The 3098-nt window shown below is 68.3% G+C and carries 3 protein-coding genes; 1 reads left to right on the top strand and 2 read right to left on the bottom strand.

What is annotated here, in order from left to right; genetic code table 11:
* Window positions 1-636: uracil-DNA glycosylase (locus CWO91_RS41945; RefSeq protein WP_130221138.1), on the top strand; the 636-nt coding region annotated here is incomplete at its 5' end.
* Between the two features lie 133 nt (window positions 637-769).
* On the opposite strand, the gene CWO91_RS41940 is transcribed toward CWO91_RS41945, so the two are convergent.
* Together CWO91_RS41940 and CWO91_RS41935 are read right to left on the bottom strand one after the other, a co-directional pair.
* Complete coding sequence (locus CWO91_RS41940) at window positions 770-2278, bottom strand: glycosyltransferase family 39 protein (protein WP_130221137.1); 1509 nt, start codon at window positions 2276-2278, stop codon at window positions 770-772.
* Between the two features lie 186 nt (window positions 2279-2464).
* On the bottom strand, window positions 2465-3098 hold a 634-nt coding region (locus CWO91_RS41935), incomplete at its 5' end, for a ribonuclease HII (protein ID WP_130221136.1).

Raw genomic sequence — 3098 nt, 5'->3', positions numbered from 1 at the left:
CCGACGGTCATGCGCGGCGAAGCCGCCCCAGCGCCCGACGTCGCGATCGCTTCAGCTCGCGAGGCGGCGCGGACCGCGCCGACGCTGGAGGCGCTGCGCGAGCTGATGCAGAGTTTTGAGGGCTGCGCGCTGAAACACACCGCGACGCGGCTGGTGTTCTCCGACGGCAATCCTAAGGCGCGCATCATGTTCGTCGGCGAGGCGCCCGGGCGCGACGAGGACATCGAGGGACTGCCCTTCGTCGGGCGCAGCGGCAAGCTGCTCGACCTCATGATCGGCGCGATCGGGCTCAATCGCACCACCGCCTATATCGCCAACGTCCTTCCCTGGCGGCCGCCCGGCAATCGCACCCCGACGCCGCAGGAGACCCAAATCTGCCTGCCCTTCATCCAACGCCAGATCGAGCTGGTGAATCCGGATGTGCTGGTGACGCTCGGCAATCCCTCGACACAGACGCTGCTGTCGACGCGCGAAGGCATCATGCGCACCCGCGGCCGCTGGTTCGACTACGACACCGGCCAGCGCACCATCCGCGCGCTGCCGACATTTCACCCGGCGTACCTGCTCCGCTCGCCGTCCTACAAGCGGCTGGCCTGGCAGGATCTGCGGGCGGTCGCAAAGGCGCTGTCGGGATAGCGATCTGCTGTAGGGTGGGCAAAGGCGCAAAGCGCCGTGCCCACCATAAGCTTATCCCACGTAGCGATGGAGATGGTGGGCACGCTTCGCTTTGCCCACCCTACGATGTCTGCGCCCGGGGCCCGAGATCGCCTCACGTCCCCTTCGGCCGCACGATGGCCCAGCCGATGCGCAAAAGCGGCTGGCGGCCGTTCACCAGCCATTCGAAGGCGCGCGGAACTTCCGGCACGATACCGGGGAAGCGCTTGAGGATCTCCGGCGGCGGGGTGCCGGCGGTATCGGAGGCGCGCCAGACCACGACGCCGCCGGTCTCGCTGAACTTGGTCTGATTCATCCACGGCGTGCGCGCAGGATCGGCGTCGATGAAGAGATGCGGCCGTCCGGAATGCAGCGTGATCAGGCTCGCAAGCTGGGTCTCACCCGCGACCGCGCGCAGGCGATGGTTGGTGCGGCGGGCGAAGCTCTCGTCGAAGAAATCTGAGATCGCGCGCGCCGGCATCGAGGTCGCGATCTCGCCGGTGCCGATCCAGGGCATGACCAGGACGGCGAGCACGACGCCGATGGCGGGCGCCACGACGGCGGCGGCCCATACCATGCGCAGCATCCGCGCGCGGCGCATCGCGATGAGATCCCCTGCGGCAACCACCACGACAAGCCCGGACGTGACCAGCACGACACCGGCGCCACCGGCGGCAGATTCCAGCCCGAGCAGGCCGGAGATCAGCACCGCACCGAGTGGCGGCGCCAGCGCGAAGAAATAGACGAAGTTGCGCGCGAGCGGCTCGACCGGCGGGCGATAGATGATCGGCGCTTCCTCGCCCTTGCTGGCGAACATCCCGGTGTTGAGGAAGGTCAGCGCCGGAACCGCCGCCGCCCCAAGCACGAGCCCGCCGAGCAGCCAGGCGGCGTGCAGGGCGCGGACGCTGAGCTCCGAAACTTGCGGCAAGGCCGGCATCGTCAACGTCTCGGCCCGCATCAGCCAGACCGCATAGGGCAGCGCCAGCACGGCGACAACGATCAGTGCAAACAGCGGATCGACCCCCCACAGCGTCCTGCGGCCGCGTGCGGTCGAGATCGCGAAGACGACGATCAGGAGGAGAAGGAAGATCGCGGCGGGCGTCGTGAGCAACAACAGGCCGGCCTCGATCGACCAGGCGAACCAGGCATTACCGCGGCGCTGGCCGATGATCTGCCAGGAGTGCAGCAGCAGCAGCGCCCAGAGCGGCCGCGCCAGCACCAGCGGGCCGAAGTCGAGCGCGGACGAGGAGAAGGCCAGCACGGTCATGGTCAGCAGCACGGCGAGCACCGCCTGCTGTGAGCCGATCACGGCGCGAGACAGATGAAAGAGCGCGATGAAGGTCGCGATCTCGCAGAGTTCGGCGAGCACGTAGACGCCGAACATGTGGCCGCCGGCGGCGCGATAGGCGATGTCGGCGAGCCAGACCGGCAGCGGCGGGCCGAGATCGGTGCCGACCTGGTACTCGCGGCCGAAGGCCAGCAGCGTCGCAAGGGTGCCGGGCGGGCTGCGGTAGAACACTAGCGCCACGAACAGCCACATCGCCGCCTGAAGCAGTACGGCGATCCACACGATCAGCCGCGGCCGGGCGCGAATGAGCTCGATGACCAGGGAGGTAAACCGCATGCAAGGTCCGAAAGATGCAGCCAACCCGTCCAGCCGGCCCTATTCGCTCACATCTGTTTTGATAAAGGGCGCTGCGCGTCGTGGCAACTTCGGTCTGCTGCCTCTCCCCGGAATGCATCTTCAATGCATTCCGGCCTCTCCCCGCACGCGGGGAGAGGCAAAGAGGCCGCGGCGAAAAACGGAGTCCTAGAGACCTGTGGAGGCGCCGGCTTCGACACCCGCCTCCACCTCCATCTCGACCTCGGTGACCGAGAACAGATCCTGCGCCGGTTCGACCGTCCAGGGCATATGCTTGGCGCGGGCGGCAGCGACGGGGGCGAAGAAGCGGCGGTGGTGGATGGAGGGGCCGAGACGGTCGAGGGCGTCGAGATGCTCGGGCACGGCGTAGCCCTTGTGCTGCTCGAAACCGTAGCCGGGGCAGTCCTGCGCCAGCGCGCACATCAGCCGGTCGCGCGTGACCTTGGCGACGATAGAGGCTGCCGCGATCGACAGCACGATGCCGTCGCCGCCGATCACGGCCTCGCAGTCGCATTCCGTATCGAGCCGGTCGCGGCCGTCGACGAAGACGTGGCGCGGCGACTCGGGCAGCGCCACCACCGCGCGCTTCAGCGCCCACAACGAGGCGCGCAGGATGTTGTCGCGGTCGATCCGCGCGGGCGAAGCCACGGCAACCGAGACCTGCGCGGTGGCGCAGATCTTGTCGAACAGCTTTTCGCGCTCCTCTACCGTCAGCCGCTTGGAATCGTCGATGCCACGGGGAATGCGGTTGGGATCGAGGATCACGGCCGCCGCCACCACGGGGCCGGCCAGCGGGCCGCGG

Origin of the sequence: Bradyrhizobium genosp. SA-3, from assembly GCF_004212635.1 — a bacterium.
Taxonomy (GTDB): domain Bacteria; phylum Pseudomonadota; class Alphaproteobacteria; order Rhizobiales; family Xanthobacteraceae; genus Bradyrhizobium.
The sequence above is the reverse complement of the archived record's forward strand: the minus strand, read 5'-3'. Positions and strand labels throughout refer to the sequence as shown.

Bases quoted from the DNA above. Each gene is read 5' to 3' on its own strand.
- CWO91_RS41940 (WP_130221137.1), bottom strand. From the start codon at position 2,278: ATGCGGTTTACCTCCCTGGTCATCGAGCTCATTCGCGCCCGGCCGCGG.